This is a genomic window from Streptomyces sp. SYP-A7185, from assembly GCF_046103685.1.
GTDB lineage: Bacteria > Actinomycetota > Actinomycetes > Streptomycetales > Streptomycetaceae > Streptomyces.
The window spans coordinates 8,282,830-8,303,946 of the sequence record NZ_CP122310.1 but is presented as its reverse complement, the minus strand read 5'-3'; the positions used below and the strand labels follow the sequence as shown (position 1 = coordinate 8,303,946).

General features: G+C 72.3%; 20 protein-coding genes. 10 read left to right on the top strand and 10 right to left on the bottom strand.

Annotated features, from left to right (window positions below):
• Positions 1-79 precede the first annotated feature (79 nt).
• Genes egtA through egtD form a run of 4 tightly spaced genes read left to right on the top strand, consistent with a single transcriptional unit; the run spans position 80 to position 4,471 of the window.
• Complete coding sequence (gene egtA / locus QBL25_RS36220; protein WP_409061181.1) at positions 80-1,432, top strand: ergothioneine biosynthesis glutamate--cysteine ligase EgtA; 1,353 nt, start codon at positions 80-82, stop codon at positions 1,430-1,432.
• A complete protein-coding gene (egtB, locus tag QBL25_RS36215) occupies positions 1,429-2,757 on the top strand; it encodes an ergothioneine biosynthesis protein EgtB (protein ID WP_409061180.1) in 1,329 nt (442 codons plus the stop codon). Before egtA ends, egtB begins: the two co-directional genes overlap by 4 nt.
• On the top strand, positions 2,757-3,512 hold the full coding sequence (egtC, locus tag QBL25_RS36210) for an ergothioneine biosynthesis protein EgtC (protein ID WP_409061179.1): 756 nt from the start codon (positions 2,757-2,759) through the stop codon (positions 3,510-3,512). The genes egtB and egtC overlap by 1 nt, the downstream gene beginning before the upstream one ends.
• Entirely contained in the window at positions 3,509-4,471 is a 963-nt protein-coding gene (gene egtD, locus QBL25_RS36205; protein WP_409061178.1) for an L-histidine N(alpha)-methyltransferase, read from the top strand. Before egtC ends, egtD begins: the two co-directional genes overlap by 4 nt.
• 25 nt (positions 4,472-4,496) lie before the next feature.
• Here egtD and QBL25_RS36200 read toward each other — a convergent pair whose 3' ends face one another.
• Positions 4,497-5,750 (bottom strand): extracellular solute-binding protein, encoded by a 1,254-nt coding sequence (locus QBL25_RS36200; protein WP_409062905.1) that lies wholly within the window; start codon positions 5,748-5,750, stop codon positions 4,497-4,499.
• A gap of 411 nt (positions 5,751-6,161) precedes the next feature.
• Between QBL25_RS36200 and QBL25_RS36195 the strand changes: the two genes are divergently transcribed.
• Complete coding sequence (locus QBL25_RS36195) at positions 6,162-6,383, top strand: dodecin (protein WP_409061177.1); 222 nt, start codon at positions 6,162-6,164, stop codon at positions 6,381-6,383.
• Positions 6,384-6,399: 16 nt separating this feature from the next.
• Here QBL25_RS36195 and QBL25_RS36190 read toward each other — a convergent pair whose 3' ends face one another.
• The 4 genes from QBL25_RS36190 to QBL25_RS36175 are packed head-to-tail and all read right to left on the bottom strand — an operon-like array spanning position 6,400 to position 10,165.
• Positions 6,400-6,888, bottom strand: a complete 489-nt coding sequence (locus tag QBL25_RS36190; protein WP_409061176.1) for a hypothetical protein — start codon at positions 6,886-6,888, stop codon at positions 6,400-6,402.
• Between the two features lie 36 nt (positions 6,889-6,924).
• Entirely contained in the window at positions 6,925-8,529 is a 1,605-nt protein-coding gene (locus QBL25_RS36185; protein ID WP_409061175.1) for a helix-turn-helix domain-containing protein, read from the bottom strand.
• Positions 8,526-9,323, bottom strand: coding sequence for an SAM-dependent methyltransferase (locus QBL25_RS36180; RefSeq protein ID WP_409061174.1), 798 nt, complete (start codon positions 9,321-9,323; stop codon positions 8,526-8,528). Before QBL25_RS36180 ends, QBL25_RS36185 begins: the two co-directional genes overlap by 4 nt.
• A complete protein-coding gene (locus QBL25_RS36175; RefSeq protein WP_409061173.1) occupies positions 9,320-10,165 on the bottom strand; it encodes a helix-turn-helix domain-containing protein in 846 nt (281 codons plus the stop codon). The genes QBL25_RS36180 and QBL25_RS36175 overlap by 4 nt, the downstream gene beginning before the upstream one ends.
• 283 nt (positions 10,166-10,448) lie before the next feature.
• Here QBL25_RS36175 and QBL25_RS36170 point away from each other — a divergent pair, with 283 nt between their 5' ends.
• The 5 genes from QBL25_RS36170 (at position 10,449) to QBL25_RS36150 (ending at position 18,408) form a co-directional block, all read left to right on the top strand.
• On the top strand, positions 10,449-10,772 hold the full coding sequence (locus QBL25_RS36170) for a winged helix-turn-helix transcriptional regulator (RefSeq protein ID WP_409061172.1): 324 nt from the start codon (positions 10,449-10,451) through the stop codon (positions 10,770-10,772).
• A 123-nt stretch (positions 10,773-10,895) separates the two neighbouring features.
• Positions 10,896-11,897: an LLM class flavin-dependent oxidoreductase gene (locus QBL25_RS36165; protein ID WP_409061171.1), complete on the top strand. Its 1,002-nt coding sequence runs from the start codon at positions 10,896-10,898 to the stop codon at positions 11,895-11,897.
• 39 nt (positions 11,898-11,936) lie between these two features.
• Positions 11,937-14,291 (top strand): ATP-binding cassette domain-containing protein, encoded by a 2,355-nt coding sequence (locus QBL25_RS36160; RefSeq protein WP_409061170.1) that lies wholly within the window; start codon positions 11,937-11,939, stop codon positions 14,289-14,291.
• Between the two features lie 186 nt (positions 14,292-14,477).
• Entirely contained in the window at positions 14,478-15,356 is an 879-nt protein-coding gene (locus QBL25_RS36155) for a family 16 glycosylhydrolase (RefSeq protein ID WP_409061169.1), read from the top strand.
• Positions 15,357-15,468: 112 nt separating this feature from the next.
• Positions 15,469-18,408: a hypothetical protein gene (locus QBL25_RS36150; RefSeq protein WP_409061168.1), complete on the top strand. Its 2,940-nt coding sequence runs from the start codon at positions 15,469-15,471 to the stop codon at positions 18,406-18,408.
• Here the strand turns inward: QBL25_RS36150 and QBL25_RS36145 are convergent.
• The 5 genes from QBL25_RS36145 to QBL25_RS36125 form a co-directional block, all read right to left on the bottom strand.
• The gene (locus QBL25_RS36145; protein ID WP_409061167.1) at positions 18,331-18,873 is read right to left on the bottom strand and encodes an HIT family protein; all 543 of its coding nucleotides are present in this window, start codon (positions 18,871-18,873) and stop codon (positions 18,331-18,333) included. The genes QBL25_RS36150 and QBL25_RS36145 overlap by 78 nt on opposite strands.
• Positions 18,874-18,891: 18 nt before the next feature.
• Positions 18,892-19,086, bottom strand: coding sequence for a hypothetical protein (locus QBL25_RS36140; RefSeq protein ID WP_409061166.1), 195 nt, complete (start codon positions 19,084-19,086; stop codon positions 18,892-18,894).
• A 114-nt stretch (positions 19,087-19,200) separates the two neighbouring features.
• Positions 19,201-19,392, bottom strand: a complete 192-nt coding sequence (locus tag QBL25_RS36135; protein ID WP_409061165.1) for a hypothetical protein — start codon at positions 19,390-19,392, stop codon at positions 19,201-19,203.
• Positions 19,393-19,417: 25 nt separating this feature from the next.
• Positions 19,418-20,266 carry a GTPase gene (locus QBL25_RS36130; RefSeq protein WP_409061164.1) on the bottom strand — a complete coding sequence of 283 codons (849 nt, stop codon included), beginning with the start codon at positions 20,264-20,266 and terminating at the stop codon, positions 19,418-19,420.
• Positions 20,263-21,015, bottom strand: a complete 753-nt coding sequence (locus QBL25_RS36125) for a GTPase (RefSeq protein WP_409062904.1) — start codon at positions 21,013-21,015, stop codon at positions 20,263-20,265. The genes QBL25_RS36130 and QBL25_RS36125 overlap by 4 nt, the downstream gene beginning before the upstream one ends.
• Between the last annotated feature and the right edge of the window lie 102 nt (positions 21,016-21,117).

Sequence of the window (21,117 nt, the reverse complement as noted above, 5' to 3'; positions counted from 1 at the left end):
ACCCGGATCAGGCTCGCGGAGCCGGCCGGGTGGTCCACGGCGGCTGGACCAGGCAGCACCTGAACAGGAGGACCCCTGCATGCCCGAGGGCGACTGTACGACCTACCGCGCGAAGTACGGCACCGCGGTGTCCGAGTCCGAAGCGGAGGCGCTGGTCACCGGCATCTGCTTCAAGACCGGCCCACCCCGTGTGACCGGCGTCGAACTGGAATGGCTGATCCACGAGCCGGACCGGCTCCATCTCCCCGTATCTCCCGCCCGCCTCGAAGCGGCCTACGCCGCACTACGGGCCCTGCCCCTGCATTCCCTGATCACCGTCGAACCAGGCGGCCAGCTGGAGCTCAGCTCGCTCCCCGCCGCCTCGCTGATGGAGTGCATATCGGCCGCTTCGGCCGACCTCTCCCTCGTACGCGACCGACTCGCCACCCTGGATCTGACGCTCACCGGCCTCGGTGCCGATCCCTGGCGCCCGCCCTCGCGCATCCTGCACCGGCCGCGCTATGACGCGATGGAGCGTTATCTCGACCGCACGGGCCCCGCGGGGCGCCGCATGATGTGCTCCACGGCGTCCGTGCAGATCTGCCTGGACGCCGGGCACGAGGAGCCGGGCCCGCTCGGCTACGGACGGCGTTGGCGGCTCGCTCATCTGCTGGGTCCCGTACTGGTCGCCGCGTTCGCGAACTCGCCGGTCCAGGCGGGGCGCTCCACCGGCTGGCGCTCCACGCGGCAGGCCGTGTGGGCCTCGATCGCCCCGGAGACCTCCGCCGCGCCGTCGCTGGACGCGGAGCCGCGCAAGGCCTGGGCCCGGCACGTCCTCGACGCGCCGGTGATGTTCATCAGGGACAGCGGTGCGCTCCGGGGCGACGACGACGCGGACCAGGCCCCCTGGACCGTTCCGGACGGCCTGACGTTCCGCACCTGGGCCCGCTCGGGCGGCCCGCGCCCGCCCACGCGCGACGACCTCGACTACCACCTGACCACGCTCTTCCCGCCCGTACGGCCGCGTGGCCACCTGGAGCTGCGGATGGTCGACGCCCAGCCGGGCCCGGACGGCTGGATCGTGCCGCTCGCGGTGACCAGCGCCCTGTTCGACGATCCGCAGGCAGCCGAGACCGCCTACCGCACCGTCAAGCCGCTGGCCGAGCGCGCGTGCCCGCCCGGCGCGCCCGCGGCACCGCGCAGCCCGCTGTGGCTGGACGCGGCACGGCACGGGCTCGCCGACCCGGAGCTGCGCGAGGCCGCGGTCGCGTGCTTCGCGGCGGCCGGCGACGCGCTGCCCCGGATGGGCGCGAGCGCCGAGGTGCAGGCAGCCGTCGCCGCGTACGCCGAGCGGTATGTCGCGCGGGGCCGCTGCCCCGCGGACGACGTGCTGGACGGACACCTGGCGGGCCACACCGACGACCACGAGCACGAGAAGGGCATCCTCCGATGACCGGACACGTCAGCGACCCCGACGCCCTTCGGCAGCGCGCCCTGACGGCGCTCCTCGCCGCCAGGGACCGCACCTCGCTCCTCACCACGTGCGTCGAGGAACCCGAACTGACCGCACAGCACTCACCCTTGATGTCGCCCCTGGTCTGGGACCTGGCGCACATCGGCAACCAGGAAGAGATGTGGCTGCTGCGGGCGGTGGCGGGCCGTGACGCCCTGCGGCCCGAGATCGACGGCCTGTACGACGCCTTCGAGCACCCCCGCTCCGAGCGGCCCAGCCTGCCGCTGCTCGCGCCCGCCGAGGCCCGCCGTTACGCGGCCGAGGTGCGCGGTCGCGCGCTCGACGTGCTGGAGAGCACGCCGTTTCGCGGTTCGCCGCTGACCGACGCGGGCTTCGCGTTCGGGATGATCGCCCAGCACGAACAGCAGCACGACGAGACCATGCTGATCACCCATCAGCTGCGCTCGGGCCCCACGGCCCTCACGGCGCCGGATCCCGCGCCCGCCCCGGCCTTCGACGGCCCGGCCGAAGTCCTGGTGCCGGGCGGCCCGTTCACCATGGGCACCTCCACCGAGCCGTGGGCCCTGGACAACGAACGCCCCGCGCACCACCGGCTCGTCCCGCCCTTCTACCTCGACACCACTCCGGTGACCAACGCCGCCTACCAGCGCTTCATCGCCGACGGCGGCTATGAGGAGCAGCGGTGGTGGGCCCCGGCCGGCTGGGACATGGTCCGCGGCAACGGACTCGCGGCGCCGCTGTTCTGGCGCCGCGAGGGCGGCCGGTGGCTGCGCCGCCACTTCGGGACGGTCGAGGCGGTGCCGCCGGACGAGCCGGTGCTGCACGTCAGCTGGTACGAGGCGGACGCCTACGCCCGATGGGCGGGCCGGCGGCTGCCCACCGAGGAGGAGTGGGAGAAGGCCGCCCGGCACGACCCGGCCACCGACCGCTCCACGCGCTACCCGTGGGGCGACGCAGACCTCACCGCCGAGCACGCCAACCTGGGCCAGCGCCATCTGCGCCCGGCCCCCGCGGGCAGCTACCCGGCCGGTGCGTCCCCGCTCGGCGTACGCCAGCTGATCGGCGACGTGTGGGAGTGGACCTCCAGCGACTTCCTGCCGTACCCCGGGTTCGCCGCCTTCCCCTACCGCGAGTACTCGGACGTCTTCTTCGGCGGCGACTACAAGGTGCTGCGCGGCGGGGCGTTCTCCGTGGACGAGGTGGCGTGCCGGGGCACCTTCCGCAACTGGGACCACCCCGTCCGGCGGCAGATCTTCTCCGGCTTCCGCACCGCGCGCGACGCGGATCCGACGGAGGCCCCCTGATGTGCCGTCACCTGGCGTTCCTGGGGCCCCAAGAGCAGCTGGGCAAGCTCCTCGTGGACCCCTCGCACAGCCTCTTGCGCCAGTCGTGGGCGCCGCGCCACCAGCGCTACGGCACGGTCAACGCCGACGGGTTCGGGGTGGGCTGGTACGCCGAGGGCGATCCGGTGCCCGCGCGCTACCGCCGCTCCGGGCCGATCTGGGGCGACCGGTCCTTCGCCGACCTGGCCCGGGTGGTCCGCTCCGGGGCGCTGCTCGCCGCGGTGCGCGACGCGACCGAGGCGGGCGCGGACGGCGAGGCGGCGGCTGCGCCGTTCGCCGCCGGGACCTGGCTGTTCAGCCACAACGGCGCGGTCACGGGCTGGCCCCACTCGCTGGCACCGGTCTCCCGGCTGCTGCCGCCCGCGGAGCTGCTGTCCATGGAGGCGCGCTGCGACTCCGCGCTGGTGTGGGCGCTCGTCCTGAACCGGCTGCGCGGCGGCGACGACGAGGGCCAGGCCCTGGCGGACACCGTGACCGAGGTCGCGGAGGCCGCCCCCGGCTCCCGCCTCAACCTGCTGCTCACCAACGGCGAGACCATCGCCGCGACCGCCTGGGGCGACACCCTCTGGTACCTGTCCGAACCGGGCCGCCGCACCGTCGTGGCCTCCGAACCCTACGACGACGATCCGCACTGGCGGCAGGTGCCCGACCGCACGCTGCTCGCCGCAAGCCGCACCGATGTCCTGCTGACCCCGCTCAAGGAGCCGTCCGCGTGAGCCCGTTCCAGCTGACCCGTACCCTGCCCGAGGACGCCACCGGCGCCGCTCTGCGCGCCGACGTCCTGCACGGCCTCACCCGCACGCCCAAGACGCTGCCGCCCAAGTGGTTCTACGACGCGCGGGGCAGCGCGCTCTTCGACGAGATCACCACGCTGCCGGAGTACTACCCGACGCGCGCCGAGCGCGAGATCCTCCAGACCCGCGCCGCGGAGATCGCCGGGGTGACGGGCGCGCGCACCCTGATCGAGCTGGGTTCGGGCTCCTCGGAGAAGACCCGCCATCTGATCGACGCGCTGGCCGACCTGCACACGTACGTGCCCGTGGACGTCAGCGAGAGCGCGCTCGTCGGCGCCGCGAACACCCTGATCGCCTCGCGTCCCTCGCTCGACGTGCACGCCCTGATCGCCGACTTCACCCGGGGACTCGCCCTGCCGGGCACCCCGGGGCCGCGGCTCGTCGCCTTCCTCGGCGGCACGATCGGCAACCTGCTGCCCGCGGAGCGCTCGGCGTTCCTCGCCTCGGTGCGCACCCTGCTCTCGCCCGGTGACGCGCTGCTGCTCGGCACCGACCTGGTGAAGGAGGAGTCGGTCCTCGTCTCGGCGTACGACGACGGGTCGGGCGTCACGGCCTCCTTCAACAAGAACGTCCTCGCCGTGATCAACCGTGAACTGGGCGCGGACTTCGACCCCGACGCGTTCTCGCACGTGGCCGTCTGGGACCGCGAGCACGAGTGGATCGAGATGCGCCTGCGGTCCCTGGCCGCCCAGACGGTGAAGATCCCGGCACTCGACCTGGCGGTCGACTTCGAGCGCCACGAGGAGATGCGCACGGAGATCTCGGCCAAGTTCCGCGAGGAGACGGTACGGGCCGAGCTGTCCGCGGCGGACCTGAAGCTCACCCACTGGTGGACGGACGAGAGGAACCGCTTCGCCCTGTCGCTGAGCGAGGCGCGCTGAGGGCCGCGCCACCGGCCCGCGCCCCTCAGGGGGTGCTGACGTCCAGCTCCTTGGTGATCCGGCGCGAGGCGGCCTTCGCCTCCGTCGCCGGGTCGCCGCCGGCCAGCACCTTGGACATGTAGGCCTTGATGGGGTTGTCGGCCTCCACCGCCGCCCACTTGGGCGAGGCGGGCGTCGCCCGGCCGCGTGCGGCGCCCGCGGCCATCGCGGCGACCCCGTCCTCGTCCGAGACGGCCGAGGCGAGGGTCGTCTTGTTCGGCACGTAGTTCATGGTCCGCGCCAGGTCCTTCTGCCACTTCTTGCCGGCCAGGGCCTCGATGACGGCGACCGCGCCCGCGCGGTCGTCGGTCTTCCCGCGCACCACCAGGTCGGAGCCGCCGGTGAAGACGGCGCCGGGCTTCGCCGCCGTCTTGCCGGGGATCGGGAAGTAGCCGAGCTTCCCCTTCATCTTCGGGTTGGCCTCCTCGATGGCCCGCGCGGTGCCGGGGACGGCGACGATCTGCGCCACGTCTCCCTCGGCGAACACCCCGGCCTGCGGCGGATGCTCCTCGTCCGCGTCCCTGGGGCCCTCGCCGAGCGCCTGGAGCTGCCGGTAGAACTCCATGCCCCGCAGCGCCGCGGGCTGGTGCAGGCTGCCCGTCCAGACACCGCGCGAGCCCTTGGCCTCGGTGGCCAGTTCGCCGCCCTCGTCCCAGATGAACCCGGCCAGCGTGTACCAGTCCTGGCCCGCCAGGTAGATGCCCTGGCCGCCGCCGGAGTTGAGGCGCTCGGTCAGGTCGAGCCACTGGGCGCGCGTCTTGGGCGGTTCCTCGATCCCGGCCCGGGCGAAGAGGTCCTTGTTGTAGATGACCACGCGGTTGGCGGCGTACCACGGGATGCCGTACTGGCTGCCGTTGTAGCGTCCCGGCTCGGCCAGGCCCGGCAGCCAGTCCTTCATGCCGAGGTCGCGCGCGGACTCCAGGGTCAGGTCGTAGAGCCCGCCCTCGTCGACGTACTGGGCGACCTGGGTGTTGCCGACCTCGATGACGTCGGGCCCGTCATCGGACTTGAGCGCGGCTTTGACCTTGTCGCCGATGCCGGTCCACTCCTGGAGGCGTATCTCCAGGTCGAGGTCGCCGTTCTGCTTCTCGAAGTCCGTGGTGAACCGCTTGAGGAACTCCGGCGACGCACTGCCCCGCATGAGCCACACGGTGACGGTCCGCCGGTCGTCTCCCCCGCCCGGCAGGGCGCCGCAGCCCGGGAGCAGCGCGCTGGCGGCGAGGACGAGGGTCAGGGACATGGCGACGCGGCGGTGCGGTTTCACGTGGGTCACTTTCTGCCTGCGGACAGGGAGGGTCGGCCCGACGCGGGGGGTGAGCTGATGGCTCGAACGGGTACGGCTGGATTTTGGTCTGTACCAATGGGTCGGTCAAGAGGGAAGGGCACCGGGATCGCATTTCCCGGTGCCGTTCACGGGCGGGGATCAGCCGGCACGGCCGCGGCGACCGCCACCGCGTCGTCTCGCGGCTGGAACTGGAGGGTGCCCCCGGGCCCCCGGCGCCCACCGCCTCGCGCACGGCCGCGCGGTGGGGCACGGTGGAGTGATGTCACCTCACAGCTGTGCGGTGACCCCACGGCTGCGAGGTCATCCCACGGCCGTGCGGTCGCCCCACAGCCGTGCTGTCACCCCACGCCGGAGAGGACCATCCTCATGTCCGACCACACCTACCGGGTCACCGAGATCGTCGGCACCTCGCACGAGGGCGTCGACCAGGCCATCCGCAACGGCATCTCGCGCGCCTCGCAGACGCTGCGCTCACTGGACTGGTTCGAGGTCACCCAAGTGCGCGGCCACATCGAGAACGGCGAGATCGAGCACTACCAGGTGGGCCTGAAGGTCGGGTTCCGCCTTGAGGACGGCGACAGCGCCTGACCCCTCCGCCGGACGGTCACGTCCGCCCCTCGCGCTCCTGGGCGTCCTTCAGCGCGGCGGACGTGCTCGCCCAGCGTGCCCGCACGACCCTGAAGCCCGCCCGTTCCGCCTCGTCGCAGACCAGCTCGTCGTCGTCCACCAGCATCCGGACCGCGCGGGATCCGGCGATCTTCCGCAGGATCTCCAGCTTGGTGCGGCGGGCGGGCCGCCGGTCGTCGTTGCGGCGCATCCACAGGCGCCCCTCCGGAAGCCCCTGGGCCGCCAGCCACGCCACGGTGTCCTTGCGGCACCGCTCGGGCCTGCCGGTGAGGTAGACGACCTCGCACTCCCGCGCGCTCTCCAGGGCCAGCGCCACGCCTTCGTCCAGCGGCGGGTCGTCCGGCGCCGCGGCGAAGAACGCCGCCCAGTCCCGTGGCGTGCGCTCCAGGAAGCGCTGGCGGTGCGCGGTGTCCGCGAGGGTGCCGTCCAGGTCGAATACGGCCAGGGGCCTGCTGTCGTCCGTCACACGTCCAGCCTAGGCAATGCCCGGGGCCGGTCCGCTCTACGGGAGCCGGGGCCGCGGCTCGCGGTAGGTCCTGCCGCCGCGGCGCGGCAACGCGGCGGCCGCTTCCTCCGGCGTCGCGACCGTCTCGGCGGCCAGATGCAGCTCCGCCCTGACGGTCACCGACGCCAGGTCGACGCCCAAGAGCCGGCCGCACTTGTGCAGCCAGGCGGTGAGCGTCGTCCGGTGCAGCCCCAGCTCGGCGGCTGCGGGAGCCGTCCGGCCGCGCTGCGCCAGCCAGCACCGGAGCGCGGTGCGCAGGCGGATGTCCAGCGGCGCGAACAGGTCGGCCGCCCAGCGCTCGGCCTCGGCGGGCCCGAGCAGGCCGGAGGGCAGCGGCGAGGCGGCAAGGCGTGCGGACGCGGCGGACTCGGCCGACACCGCGGACTCGGCGGTCTCGGCGGACACGGCCGGGCCGGGGGGCGCCGGGGCGCGCAGGGCCAGCAGGAGCTGGGCCTGGACGGTGGGGTGGTCGAGGTCGGCGGCGAGCAGGGCGGCGATGGCGCGCAGGCGGGAGCGGACCGTGCCCTCGGACACGCCGAGGGCCGGGGCGGCGGCCTGGGCCGAGCCCGACCGCAGCCAGACCTCCAGCGTCCGGCGCCGCTGGTGGTCCAACGGCCGCAGGACGGCCGCCGACCATGCGGTGAGCCGTGCGGCGGGGACGACGCGGAGCAGCCCGTGGGCCCCGAGGCCGGCCGTGGGGGCGAGGCGTCCGACGGCGGCGCCGCCGCGTACGGTCCCCGCCTCGGCCCACGCCGTGGGGAACATGTCCAGGGGCGCGGCGTCCGCGGCGCCCGCGGCCAGGTGGTACCGCTCGGCGATCCGGGCCAGGAGCGAGGGCGTCGCGCTCTGGTCGCCCCGGTCGCCGTGCAGGGCCACGAACGCCAGTTCCTCCCCGTCGCGGCCGATCAGCGTGCGGGTGCCATCGACGGACACGCCGGGGTACGCCGCCCGCCACAGGGCCTGGTGGGCGGCGGGCGCGTTGCTCCCGGCGAGGCGGTAGACGGTGGCATGTGTGGCGTGCGTGGCGTACGGGGCCGTGTCGCCGCCGAGCACGTCGAGGGCCAGGCGGTACCGGCCGCTCAGGAGCAGGCGCAACGCGGCGCCGTGCACCCGCTGTTCGGCGCCCCGCGTCGCGTCGGCCTGCCGGGCCCGCATCAGCAGCAGATCGGCGGTGAGCCGCGCGATCAAGGCGACGCGCTCGGCGGGCGTGGCCTCACCGGGCCCGAGGACCAAGGCCGCGTCGGCCACCTGCTGGACGGTCAGCTGCGGATGGGCCCGCGGGTGCGCGGCGGCACGCACGGCCAGGGGCGCGGCGGCCGGAGGGTGGCTGTGGACGGCGCCCGCCAGGGGGCCGACCAGGGCGGCCCAGCCGTCCGTCAGGGCCGCCGCCTCGGCGATCAGCTCGGCGCCGGAGCGGCCCGCGGCGTGCGTGAGCCGCCGCGCGGCCCCGAACGTCGCGTCCTCGCCGGGCGACACGGCAGAGACGTGCGGTACGGAAGCGTCGGGCGGTGCGGGGGCGGCGGGCGGTACAGGAGCGGTGGACGGCGGAGCGGGAGCGGGCCGCGCGCCGTCCCGCGCGCGGCCCGCCCTGCTCGGCGTCACGGAATACGTGCGACGGCGCCCCATCCCGCCCGCTCGGTGGTGCGGTCCGTGGTCGAGTCGGGCCGCCAGTTGGGCCAGGAGACGAAGCCCGGTTCGACGAGTTCGAGTCCCTCGAAGAAGGCGACCGTCACCTCCGGTTCGCGGAAGATGTAGGGGATCGCACCGGAGTTGTTGTACTCCTCCTGGACCTTCCGGTGCTCCTCGTCCGACGCGGTGGAGTGGCTCAGGGCGAGATAGCTGCCCGACGGAAGTCGGTCCACCAGGCGCCGTACGAGCGACAGGGCGTCGTCCCAGTCGACGATGTGCCCCAGGACGTCGTTGATCACCAGGGCGACGGGCCGGGTCAGGTCGAGGGTCTCGGCCGCGCCCCGCAGGACCGCCTCCGTGTCGCGCATGTCCGCGAGCACATAGGCGGTGGCGCCCTCGGGGGTGCTCGTGCGCATCGCGTGCACGTGCAGCAGGACGAGCGGATCGTGGTCCACGTAGACCACCCGGGACTCGGGGGCGATGCGCTGGGCGACCTCGTGGGTGTTGTTGGCGGTGGGTAATCCGGCGCCCAGGTCGAGGAACTGCCGGATCTTCGCTTCCCGCGCGAGGTGGCTGACGGTACGCCGCAGGAAGTCGCGCGACTCCCGGGCGAATTGCTCGATCAGCGGATACTTGTCGCGATAGGCGTCACCGGCCTGCTGGTCGGCGGGGAAATTGTCCTTGCCGCCGAGCCAGTAGTTCCAGACACGCGCGCTGTGCGCGACGGACGTGTCTATCTCCGGGGGCAGTTTCGTCGGTTCACTCACGCCAGTTCCTCTTTCGACTCGTGGGGGTGGGGCGCGGCGGTGCAGGAATAGTCGAGGAGCATGAGATAAGCCGCCACGGTCTCGTGTGCGTCGCAGACGTCGGCCGTGCCGGGCAAGCCTCCCTCCCGGACCACGTGGTCGGAAATCTCCGGCACCTCGACCCGGTACACGGTCAGCGGCGGTCTGCCGGTCAGCGCGTGCACGGGCCCGTCAAGGGGGTGGATCTGCAGGGTCACGTCCGGCCGGGCCGCGGCGGATCTGAGCGACCGGGCCTGCCCGGCCATGACCTCCGCGTCCCCCACCCGGGTGCGCAGGGCGGTCGCCGTCGTCAGCGCCCAGACGCGCGTCTGCTGCTCGCGCAGCCGCTTCTGCCGCTCCATGAGGAACTCCGTCCTGCGGTCCTTGTCCGCGGGGGACAGGTCCGGCCGCAGGACGTCGTCGACGGCCCGTGAGTAGGCGGGGGTGCGCAGCAGGGCGGGCACGAGCGCGGGATGCCAGACGCGGATGATGCTGGCGGCGGACTCCACGCTCATCAGGTCCAGTTGCCAGGCGTCCATGACGGCACGCCACGGATGCCACCAGCCGGGGCGGTTGGCGGCGGCCAGTTTGCCGAGGAACTCCCCGGTCTCCCCGGCGCTCGCCCCGTACAGCGAGAGGAGTGTGGCGACCTGGCCCGCGTCCAGCGACGTCTGGGCCTGTTCGATGCGGCGGACGGTCGCCGGGTGGGCGCCGAGAGCCTCGGCGGCCTGTCCGAAACTCAGCCCCGCCGACTGCCGCAGGGTCTTCAGGCGGGTGGCCAGAACGAGGTGCGCGACGGTGCGGCCGGAGCGTTCGCGCGCCACAAACACCTCCCCCTTTCCGGCAGTTGCCGCAACTTGCGGGCGGTGCACACTCTGTACCTTGCAATCGCTGCGCACAACCCTTTGTATGTTCCCATTCCCCATGGCGAAAGCCCGGGACCGGGCCGAGAGAAGGAATGATCAACTTTCCGTGAGAGCACGTAAGTTGAAATCAAAAACAAGGCATCCGGTCCACGCGGGACTGCCACCGCGCGGCGAGCGATACCTCCAGCGCATCCATGACTTTTTCCACTTATTGAATGGTGAATGGCATTGGGACGTCCTGGTGGCCCTGAATGACGGTCCGCTGCGGTACTCCGAACTCCTGAACACGGTCCGCGCGCAGACTCCCGTCAGCAACTGGCCCGGAGACGCCCACCGATACCTCCAGGAGGGCATCCTCAGCCGGACCCTGCAGAGCCTCACCCAGGGGGAACTCATCGAACGCGACCGGGCGGTGGACCACCCGTACGCGACCACGTACCACCTCGCCCCGCCGGCCCGCGAGCTGCTGACGGCCATGGTGCCCGCCGCCGAGTGGACCGAGGCGCACGCCGCCCTCGTGACCCGCGTCCAGGGGCTGCGGCAGCGGATGCCCGCCGACGAATAGCCGGCCACGGCACGCGACCCCGATGACCGTGGCGACCGCGACGACGGCGGCGACCAAAATCACTTTGCCCGCTTCCCGAACCTCACGGATCATGGAGAGCACAGGCAGGCGAAGGGATCCCGTGTGGAAGCGACCCGGTTCTCGGTGCTCGACCGTTCGCGCACCCGCGAGGGGCACGACGGCCCCGAGGCCCTGCGCGACACCGTGCGCCTGGCCCAGGAACTCGAAGGGCTCGGCTACCACCGCCTGTGGGTGTCCGAACACCACGCGGTGCCGGGCGTCGCCGGCTCCGCTCCCACCGTCCTCGCCGCCGCCGTGGCCGCCGCGACCCGCACCATCCGGGTCGGCACCGGCGGCGTGATGCTGCCCAACCACCAACCCCTCGTCGTGGCCGAGCAGTTCGGCGTCCTGGAGGCCCTCTTCCCTGGCCGCATCGACATGGGCCTCGGCCGCTCGGTGGGCTTCACCGACGGGGTCCGCAAGGCGCTGGGCCGCGACAAGCACGACGCCGAGGACTTCGCGGCGCAGCTGACCGAGCTCCTGGGCTGGTTCCGCGGCACCTCGGCCACCGGGGCGCACGCCCGCCCCAGCGAGGGCATGAGCGTCCCGCCGTTCGTCCTGGCCATCGGCGAGGGCGCCACCATCGCGGCCCGGGCCGGGCTTCCGATGGTCATCGGGGACATCAAGAGCCGCGAGAAGCTGCTCCGCGGCATCGACCGGTACCGCGCCGCCTTCCGCCCCTCGGAATGGTCGAGCGAGCCGTACGTGATCGTCTCGGGCAGCATCGCCGTCGCCGCGACCCCCGAAGAGGCCCGCCGCCTGCTGATCCCCGAGGCCTGGTCCATGGCGTACTCACGCACCCACGGCACTTTCCCGCCCCTGCCGCCGGCCGAGCGGATCGAGTCCCCCGCGACGACGATGACCGAGAAGGAGCGCGGCTTCTACGAGTCCGGGCTCACCGGCCACATCCACGGCACGGAGGAGCAGGTGGCCGATGCGCTCCAGACGCTGATCAAGGAGAGCGGGGCGCAAGAAGTGCTGGTCACGACCAGTACGTACGACCGCGAGGGCCTACTCGACTCCTTCCGGCGCCTGGCCCGGGTCGCGGGTCTGGCCGGGACCTAGAATCGTGGGGTTTGCCCCCGAGCCGCGTACGGAGTCCCCATGCACAGCCCCCACGATCCGTTCGTACGCGTCCGGGGTGCCCGCGAGCACAATCTGCGGGACGTCGACGTGGACGTCCCGCGGGACGTCCTGGCGGTCTTCACCGGGGTGTCCGGCTCGGGGAAGTCGTCGCTCGCCTTCGGGACGATCTACGCGGAGGCCCAGCGCCGCTACTTCGAGTCCGTCGCCCCGTACGCCAGGCGGCTGATCCACCAGGTGGGGGCGCCGAAGGTCGGGGAGATCACCGGGCTGCCCCCGGCGGTCTCGCTCCAGCAGCGCCGCTCGGCGCCCACCTCGCGCTCCTCCGTGGGCACGGTCACCACCCTCTCGAACTCGCTGCGGATGCTCTTCTCGCGGGCCGGCACCTATCCCGAGGGCGCCGAGCGGCTCGACTCGGACGCCTTCTCGCCGAACACGGCCGCCGGGGCCTGCCCGCAGTGCCACGGCCTGGGCCGCGTGCACCGCACGACCGAGGAACTCCTGGTCCCCGATCCGTCCCTCTCCATCCGCGAAGGCGCGATCGCGGCCTGGCCGGGCGCCTGGCAGGGCAAGAACCTCCGGGACGTGCTCGACGCGCTCGGCCACGACGTGGACCGGCCCTGGCGCGAGCTGCCGCAAGCCGACCGGGACTGGATCCTGTTCACGGACGAGCAGCCGGTGGTGACCGTGCACCCGGTGCGGGACGCGGACCGCATCCAACGCCCCTACCAGGGCACGTACATGAGCGCCCGGCGCCATGTGATGAAGACGTTCTCGGACTCCAAGAGCCAGACCCTGCGCGCCAAGGCCGAGCGGTTCCTGGCGAGCACCGACTGCCCGGCGTGCGGCGGCAGCAGGCTGCGCCCGGAGGCGATGGCGGTCACCTTCGCGGGCCGTACGATCGCCGACCTCGCCGCGCTGCCCCTCTCCGAGCTGGCCACGTCCCTGCAGGACGCCGCGGATGGCGCGGACTCGGAGGCCGCCCGGGTGCTCGCGGCCGACCTGCTGGCCCGCATCGCCACCATCACCGAGCTGGGCCTCGGCTATCTGAGCCCGGACCGCGCCACGCCCACCCTCTCCGCGGGCGAGCTCCAGCGGCTGCGCCTCGCGACGCAGCTGCGCTCGGGCCTCTTCGGCGTGGTGTACGTCCTGGACGAGCCGTCGGCCGGTCTGCACCCGGCGGACACCGAGTCGCTGCTCACCGTGCTCGACCGGCTCAAGGCCGCGGGCAACTCGGTCTTCGTCGTGGAGCACCACCTCGATGTCATGCGCCACGCGGACTGGCTGGTGGACGTGGGCCCGGACGCGGGTGAGCACGGCGGGCAGGTGCTGCACAGCGGACCGGTGGCGGAGCTGGAGGGCGTCACCGGGTCCGCGACGGCCCGTTTCCTCTTCGCCCGCGAGCGCCCCGCGGCGCGCGAGGTGCGCCGGCCGCGCGGCTGGCTGAAAGTCGGCCCCGTCACCCGGCACAATCTGGCCGGCGTGACGGCCGAGTTCCCCCTCGGCGCGTTCACCGCGGTCACCGGCGTCTCCGGTTCGGGCAAGTCCACGCTGATCGGCGAGGTTACCGACGACCTGGACGGCGTGGGGCGCCTGGTGTGCGTCGACCAGAAGCCGATCGGCCGCACGCCCCGCTCGAACCTGGCCACCTACACCGGTCTCTTCGACGTCGTGCGCAAGGTCTTCGCGGCCACGGACGCGGCACGGACGCGGGGTTACGGCGTGGGGCGCTTCTCGTTCAACGTCGCGGGCGGGCGGTGCGAGACCTGCCAGGGCGAGGGCTTCGTGAGCGTGGAACTGCTCTTCCTGCCCAGTACGTACGCGCCGTGCCCGGACTGCGGGGGTGCGCGCTACAACCCCGACACCCTTGAAGTGACCTACCGGGAACGGAACATCGCGGAGGTGCTCGACCTGACGGTGGAGGCGGCCGCGGAGTTCTTCGCGGACACCCCGGCCGTGGCGCGCAGCCTGCGCACCCTCCTCGACGTGGGTCTGGGCTATCTGCGCCTCGGGCAGCCCGCGACGGAGCTGTCGGGCGGCGAGGCCCAGCGCATCAAGCTGGCCGGCGAGTTGCAGCGCATCCGGCGCGGCCACACGCTCTACCTCCTGGACGAGCCGACGACCGGGCTGCACCCCGCCGACGTCGAGGTCCTGATGCGCCAGCTGCACGGCCTGGTCGACGCGGGGCACTCGGTGGTGGTCGTCGAGCACGACATGGCGGTGGTGGCGGGCGCGGACTGGGTGATCGACCTGGGGCCGGGCGGCGGCGACGAGGGCGGACACGTGGTCGCCGCGGGGCCGCCGGCGGCGGTGGCGGAGACCAAAGGCAGCAGGACGGCGCCGTATCTGGCGCGGGCCCTGGCCGGGGGTCGGTGAGGTTGGTCCGCACCAACTCCTTGACGGCGCCGCTGGGGCTGCCTTAAATCAAGTACTGAACAAAGCGTCGAGGTTGATCGCTCGCCGCGTTCAGTTCTCGATGCCGGATTGTCATGCGCATGTCCCAGCACGTCACCCCCACCGGAGCGCCCCCACGCTCTCGCCACCCCCACGTGAAGCGATGTGATGACAGTGCACACCTCTTGGCGCCGCCGTGCGGCACTCTCCACGGCCGCCCTGGCCTGCTGTGCCACGGCCCTGACCGGACTGCCCGCCGGAGCCTCGGCGGCCCCCGCGTCCTCCTCCCCCACCGGCGCCGCCGCGGCCGCCACGTTCACCGACGACTTCGACGGGCCCGCGGGCTCGGCGGTCGACGGCTCCAAGTGGCAGGTCGAGACCGGCGACAACGTCAACAACCACGAGCGGCAGTACTACACCTCGGGCAACAAGAACGCGGCCCTCGACGGCCAGGGCAATCTGGTCATCACCGCCCGCAAGGAGAACCCCGAGAACTACCAGTGCTGGTACGGGCGTTGCGAGTACACCTCGGCGCGCCTGAACACCTCGGGCAAGTTCACCCAGACCTACGGCCACGTCGAGGCCCGGATGAAGGTGCCGCGCGGCCAGGGCATGTGGCCCGCGTTCTGGATGCTCGGCGCCGACATCGGCAGCGTGGGCTGGCCCCAGAGCGGCGAGATCGACGTCATGGAGAACGTCGGCTTCGAACCGGGCACCGTCCACGGCACCCTGCACGGCCCCGGCTACTCGGGCTCCGGCGGCGTCGGCGCGGGCTACACCCTGCCCGGCGGCGAGGCGTTCGCGGACAAGTTCCATACCTTCGCGGTGGACTGGTCGCCGAACAAGGTCACGTGGTCCGTGGACGGCAACGTCTACCAGACCCGCACGCCCGCCGACATCAGCGGCAAGCAGTGGGTCTTCGACAAGCCCTTCTTCCTGATCCTCAACCTGGCGGTCGGCGGCTACTGGCCCGGCGACCCGGACGGCAACACCGCCTTCCCCCAGCAACTGGTCGTCGACTACGTCCACGTGACCACCAACAACTAGCCGAACAGCGGTAGTTGAAACGGTCCGGAGATCCGGGCCGCAGCGGTTCGGTGGAGCGCCCGCGGGGCAGGACGTCTGTCTCGGAGGCCTCCACCGCACCCTGGGGGAAGCGATGCCCGTCCGTCGCAGGATCTTCCTCAACTACCGGCAGGACGACACGGGAGACGCGGCGTCCTTCCTCGACCACGTCCTGTCGTTCGTGTTCGGCGGGGAGACCGTCTTCAAGGCGAGCCGGTCGATCGGCGCGGGAGCGGTCTTTCCGCCCGCCATCGAGAGGGCCATGGCCGAGACCTGCGTCGCTCTCGTCCTCGTCGGGCCGCGCTGGCTCGACGGGCGGCGGCTGTTCCGGCCGGACGACTGGGTGCGCCGGGAGGCCGCCTATTTCCTGCGCGACGACGTGGGCATCCCGGTCATCCCGGTGCTGCTGGGAGGGGTGCGCGGCGTCCCGCCCCGCGAGGAGCTCCCGCCCGAGCTGGCCGCGCTGACCGAACGGCAGACGGTCCACTTCCGGGCCCGGCACACGGCACACGACATCCCCGGCCTGGTCCGTGTCCTGCACGAGGTGGCCCCGGGCCTCGCCGCCCGGCACTTCCTGCGACCCGCCCAGGACCCTCCTGCGGGCCACCTGTCCAGCTCCCTGCTGCGCCCCGAGTACGAGGTCGTCCCCTTCCGCCGCCGGGAGGACGAGCTGGGACGGCTCGCCGCATGGCGGGACGCGGCGGAGCCGCTCGACGCGGAGGTTCTCGTCGGGCCTGCCGGGCAGGGCAAGTCACGGCTGACCGTGGAGTTCTGCCGGCGCTCGCGTGAGGCGGGGTGGATCGCCGGGGAGCCGGCCGAGGGGACCCGGGCACAGGACCTGGTACGGCTGAGCGAGTCCGGTGTACCGACCCTCGTCGTGCTGGACCGGGCCGAATCGGCCGCCAAGGAGGCCGCGGGCACACTGAGCGCCTTGGCAGGGCGGGCGGCGGATGCGGCACCGGTCCGAGTGATCCTTGTCGCGCGGTCCATGGGGGCGTGGTTCAGCGAACTCCTGGAGCGGTCCGGTGACGCCGCCGCCCCGGTTCTGCTGTCCGCGCGGACACGCCCCCTCGAGCTGGGCGGCATGCTGCGCGACGCGACGGAACAGGCCGAGGAGTTCCGGCGGGCCGCCGAGCTGTTCGCCGGCCGGCTGGGGCTGCCCGTGCCGCCCGGACGCTCCCAGCGTACGGACGCCCCGTCCGCGCCGGACGGTCACGTCGGCAGCGACCGCATTCTCGACCTCCACGCCGCGGCCCTGGACGCCGTGCTCGCCTCGGCCGGTGGGGCGGCGGACGCGTCCGCCGATCCCGTCGTGCGACTGCTGCATCACGAATGGCGGGACTGGAAACGCAGTTCCGTGGCCGCCGAGCTGCCCGACCCGCACCGGGAGCGGCTGGCGGTGGTGGTCGCCGTGGCGACGCTCTACGGCGGACGGTCGGAACGGGAGGCGTACAAGGCCCTGGCCGTGCAACTCACCTTCCGGCAGGAGCAGATGCACGTCGTGCGGCGATATCTGCGGTGGGTCTCGCGGCTGTATCCGTCGGGCGGTCAGGCACAGGGCGCGGCCGCGCCCCACGCCCTGCGTCCCGACCGGCTCGGGGAAGAACACGTGGCCCTGACGGTCCTCGAACAGCCCGAGCTGATCAGGGGAGTCGCCGGCGAGCTGGACGAGGCTCACCGGGAGCGGGCACTGCTCGTGCTCGGGCGGGCGGCACCCCGGCATCCGGCCCTGGTGTCCCACCTCGCCGAGCTGATCGAGAGCGACCCGGCCGGCATGGTGGCACCCGCGCTGCGGGCCGCGATGCGCCTGGAGCAACCGGAGCCGGTCGTGGAGGCGTTGACGCGCAGTGCCCGGCTGCACCGCGACCTGTCCGTCGCTCGACTCGTCCTGAAGATCACCCCGCACACCGAGGTCTACGCGACGTTGCGTGCCGTCGCCGCGCGCACCGTCCTGTCCGCGGAACGCGTCCGGAGCCGCCCCGACGGCAAGACGCTGGCCACCACCTCGTACCAGCTCGGTCTGGCGTCAGCACTCGCCGGGGACCACGCGGAGGCGCTCCGGGCGGCGCGGGCGGCGGTCGAGGCGTATGAGCAGGTGCCCCCGCCTCCCGCGACCACGGCGCCGCCGATGTGGGCCTTCAGGGCGGCCAGGGCCGACGACCGGGCGCGGGTTCGCGCACTGATGCTGCTCGCGTACTGTCTCACCGTGGCCGGTGACGTCACGGAGGCACGGCACGCGGCACGGCAGGGCATGGAGCGCATCTGGTCGCCGTTGCGGACCTGGCCCCTGGGGGCGACCCCGTCCGACATCGAGGCCGACCCGTTGCGGTACGCGCTGTCGCCGGACGAGGCCAAGACCGTACGGGCCCTGGATCTGTTCCTGGAGAAATCCGACGTGCCCACGGCCGCGGCGCTTCTCCCCCAGTTGCAGCAGCTGCTCGCCCTGAAGCAGGCCGACGCGATGCTCGGCTGGGTGCTCGACGGGTCGCAGGGCTCCGGCGCCTCCGGGAACGTCACCTTTCCCCCGGACCTCTCCCTGGAGGGCCCGGGGTCCACCTCCGTCGTCCGCGAGGAGGCCGAGAAGTCCATGCGGGCGGTTCGCCGGCAGATCTCCGCGACGATCAGGGACTCCTTCAGCCACTTCACCGACGCCCCCGTGGAGCCCGTGCCGTTCTCGGAGGTGGTCGCGGCCACACGGGCAGCGGGGATACACCGCTGGGACATCGCCGACGCCGTGGTACCGACCAAGGACGAGAACGATGACGATGACGATGACGATGACGAGGCAGCGGACGGAGCGGGGAACGGGCGGGGCGTCCTGGTCGGTGTCGTCGCCGTGGCCGTCGGGGACGGTGATCTACGGGCGCTGTACTGGGATCCGGCGACCACGTACTGGGTGCTGGACAGCCTGGAGGTCGACGCCTACGGGGAGTTCGCCGGCGTCGGCGGTACCGGTTCACCCGTCGCCGGAGTCGGCGCCGGGGCCCAGGAGGTGGTGGAGCGGCTGCTCGACGAGCGGCCCGCGGCCGGGTAGCCGCAGGCGGCAGGCCCGGCGCCGGGCAGCGGGGTGGCCCGCGGCCACCGCCGTGCGGATGTCCTCCGCTGCCCGGCGATGGCGCTCGTCCTGCGTCGGCGGGCGGTGCGCCGCGTCGGGCCAGAGCGGCCCGAAGGTGTCCCCTCGCCAGCGCGGCACCAGATGCACGTGGAGGTGGAACACGCTCTGCGAGGCGGCGGCACCTGCCGAGTTGACGATGTTCAGTCCGTCCGGCGCCAGAGCGCGGCGCAGCATGGGCGCCAGCGCCAGCAGGGCGTCCGTCAGAGCGTGCGCGGTGTCCGCCGGCAACTCCCACAGGTCACGGACGTGCTCTCTGGGGACCAGCAGGGTGTGGCCGACGGCGGCCGGACGGTGGGGCATGAACGCGACGGTCCGCCCGTCCTCGTAGAGGATCCGGGCCGGTCCGGTTCCGGCGACGATGTCGCAGAATACGCACGTCGTCACGGGCGGACGTCCTCACGTTCACCAGAAGATGTTGCGGATGATTTTCCAGATCTTCGCTATGTCGTCCCGGATGCGCTTGTACACGCCGTAGAGGACATCGCTCAGCCAGTTTCGGAATGCGGTGAGGGTGGCCAGGATCGCTTCCTGTGCCGCGTCGTCGATCTTGTCGAGGGCCTTGATGATTTTGGCCCGGTCCGCATCGGAGAATGCCATTTATCGGTCCCTTTCTGTCCGACTTTCTGTACGGCTACGTGTCCGGCTCTCTATGTCCGGCTTCGTGTCCACCTTTGTGTCCGGATTTCTTTCGCTTCTCGGTGAGCGCGGTTCTCAGTAGAAGATCGAGTACAGCCAGTTCCACACCTTCCGCATCTGGTGCTGGATCTTCCGGTAGAGGAAGTACAGGCTGAGCCTCACCCAATTGACGAACGAGTTCAGCGACGCCAGGACCCGGTCGAGATTCCCGGCGCGGTATTCGCGGTCGACGGCGTCGGTGAGCAACTGCCGTTCCTGGTTGTTCATGACCGGACCTCTCCTCGCCCGCCGGTCACCGGACCGGCGCTCCCTTGAGCCACGACATGATCCGCACGACCATCTCCTGGTCGTCGGCGAGGTCGCCGCGGTCGGCCTGGATCACCAGCAGGACCAGGTCGCACCCCGGCAGCACCTTCCGGTAGATCGCGTCGTACCGCTCGTCCTCGGAGATGGACCGCCCGTATCCCGGCAGGTCCACGACGTCGACCACTCCGCCGGAGGGCAGCGCGACCCGCTTCCCCTGAGCCTCGTGCGTTCCGACGCCGACGGCGCTGGTGCGCCAGCTGGTGGCGAACAGCGCATTGACGGTCGTCGTCTTGCCGACCCCGGACTGCCCCAGGACCGCGATCTTCGGCGGTTTGCGCATCTCCGTGGAGAACTTGTCCTCCAGCAGCCGCATCTCGGCGGCGCTGAGGAACTTCGACAGCTCGGCGAACAGCTTGTCCCGGGTCGGCGCCCGCTCCTCGGGCCGCCCGAGCCGGCGCTCCCTCTCCTGTCGCACGAACTCCCTGGCCTCGTCGCTGACCCCCTCGACGGCCTCGAAGGGCAGCGGCTCGACATCGGTGAACTTGAAGCCCGCGTAGCAGTGCCGGATGACGCGGTTGAGCAGTTCGTGCAGGCGGTATCGCTTCAGGGCCGAGTAGTACTCGATGTGATCGGGTTCCAGGCGCGTCACCTTGGACAGCAGCCGGACGACGTCCGCGCACTTGCGGTCGATCTGCCGGGCGGCCTCGTCGGTGGGCAGGTTGAGGCTCTCGTTCCACCCTCCGTGGACGATCTCGTCGACGCGGTTCAGACCCACGACCAGCCGCACCGGATCGCGTTCGGCGGGCCTCACGGCGTTCTTCAACTGCTCGATCATCGTGGCGTGACCTCTGTTCCCGGGGTGTGCGGCGTCTTCGGCGCCGGAGACGACGTGGGCTTGTCGGGGGCTGGATCCGGAGTGCTCCGAGCCGGCGCGCCGGGCGTCTCGCCGGAATCCGCCTCGGTCAGAGCGGCCGCGAGCCGGTCCAGGTTCCAGCGCCGCACGGCCGAGTACGGAACGAGCCGTACGGTCCGGCCGGGCGGCACGTACGGGGTGAGCTGGTCGCGTACGTCGCGCAGTTTCTCTGCGTGCAGCGCCTCGTCGAGCCCCCCACCCGCCACACCGACGGCCGGGTCCTGGGTGTCGAACTTGCTGACGGCGACGACCACCTGCGCGTCCCGCGCGAGCAAGGGACCGAAGGAGCGGAAGAACTTCTGGTCCTGGGTGTAGGAGCGGACGTCGGCCTGGGTGAGCCACACGACGACGTCCGCGCGGGCCATCCAGTACTCGTAGGGGCGGCGATAGCGCTCGGCCGTCTCCAGGTTGGCGGCGATGCCCGGCATGTCGACGGCTCGCAGCCGGCGCCCGTGCGCGGCCTTGACCCCCACGGCCTTCGGCGTCGTGGTGCACTCCTTGGCGGCATCCGAGTCCAGCGTCAGCCCGAAAAGCGCGTTCAGGGTGCTGCTCTTTCCCACACCCCTTTTCCCGAGGAAGACGACGGTGGGGGACGATCCGAGGAGACGCGCCGACTTCCGCGCGATACGGGCACGCCCCTTCCGTAAGATCGTCCCGGATTTGACGCACATGACGCCCGCATTCCATTTCACGACGGCGACCTCCGTGGTCCGAAACCTCCTTGTACACTCGCCAGTGTGGGGATCCGGTGGGGAGCCGGAAAGCGTTTCTCT

Bases quoted from the DNA above. Each gene is read 5' to 3' on its own strand.
- egtA (WP_409061181.1), top strand. From the start codon at position 80: ATGCCCGAGGGCGACTGTACGACCTACCGCGCGAAGTACGGCACCGCG.
- egtB (WP_409061180.1), top strand. From the start codon at position 1,429: ATGACCGGACACGTCAGCGACCCCGACGCCCTTCGGCAGCGCGCCCTG.
- egtC (WP_409061179.1), top strand. From the start codon at position 2,757: ATGTGCCGTCACCTGGCGTTCCTGGGGCCCCAAGAGCAGCTGGGCAAG.
- QBL25_RS36200 (WP_409062905.1), bottom strand. From the start codon at position 5,750: ATGTCCCTGACCCTCGTCCTCGCCGCCAGCGCGCTGCTCCCGGGCTGC.
- QBL25_RS36195 (WP_409061177.1), top strand. From the start codon at position 6,162: ATGTCCGACCACACCTACCGGGTCACCGAGATCGTCGGCACCTCGCAC.
- QBL25_RS36160 (WP_409061170.1), top strand. From the start codon at position 11,937: ATGCACAGCCCCCACGATCCGTTCGTACGCGTCCGGGGTGCCCGCGAG.
- QBL25_RS36155 (WP_409061169.1), top strand. From the start codon at position 14,478: ATGACAGTGCACACCTCTTGGCGCCGCCGTGCGGCACTCTCCACGGCC.
- QBL25_RS36150 (WP_409061168.1), top strand. From the start codon at position 15,469: ATGCCCGTCCGTCGCAGGATCTTCCTCAACTACCGGCAGGACGACACG.
- QBL25_RS36140 (WP_409061166.1), bottom strand. From the start codon at position 19,086: ATGGCATTCTCCGATGCGGACCGGGCCAAAATCATCAAGGCCCTCGAC.
- QBL25_RS36135 (WP_409061165.1), bottom strand. From the start codon at position 19,392: ATGAACAACCAGGAACGGCAGTTGCTCACCGACGCCGTCGACCGCGAA.
- QBL25_RS36130 (WP_409061164.1), bottom strand. From the start codon at position 20,266: ATGATCGAGCAGTTGAAGAACGCCGTGAGGCCCGCCGAACGCGATCCG.
- QBL25_RS36125 (WP_409062904.1), bottom strand. From the start codon at position 21,015: ATGTGCGTCAAATCCGGGACGATCTTACGGAAGGGGCGTGCCCGTATC.